General features: G+C 40.3%; 1 protein-coding gene. It reads right to left on the bottom strand.

Annotation, left to right across the window (positions count from 1 at the left end):
* Window positions 1-152 precede the first annotated feature (152 nt).
* Window positions 153-375: hypothetical protein (locus JDO7802_RS18385; protein ID WP_222836393.1), on the bottom strand; the 223-nt coding region annotated here is incomplete at its 5' end.

Here is a 375-nt window from a genome sequence, read left to right as displayed (position 1 = left end):
GTGTCATTAAATATCCCAACAGATTGCCCTGGCCTGACCCCCTAAATGCAATTTTGGGATTCCCTTTTAGTTGCTTTCATTAAAATGTACCAGCGCAGTAAAAAAAGCACAAAGTATATTGTTTATGTAACTCACTATCTCATTTGCACTGGTTACATGGCAGCTTCAGACTGACTAAAACTACACTTTTCCCACCATGGTTCAAAGATCAACAGAACTGGGCCAACAAAAGCAATTTTTTCATGTGGTCTAACTACCAACTTATTATGAGTTAAGTTACTTTTAGGTTTAAAATCACAGCAGTTTTTCCCTCCACACCTCCCAGAGATACTTTCAGGGTGGCTAAACTTGGCTAAAGGCTTCCGGACCAACCCG

Source organism: Jannaschia donghaensis, from assembly GCF_001403795.1.
Lineage (GTDB): Bacteria > Pseudomonadota > Alphaproteobacteria > Rhodobacterales > Rhodobacteraceae > Jannaschia > Jannaschia donghaensis.
Note: the sequence above shows the minus strand (reverse complement) of the source record. Positions and strands in the feature narration are given on the sequence as shown.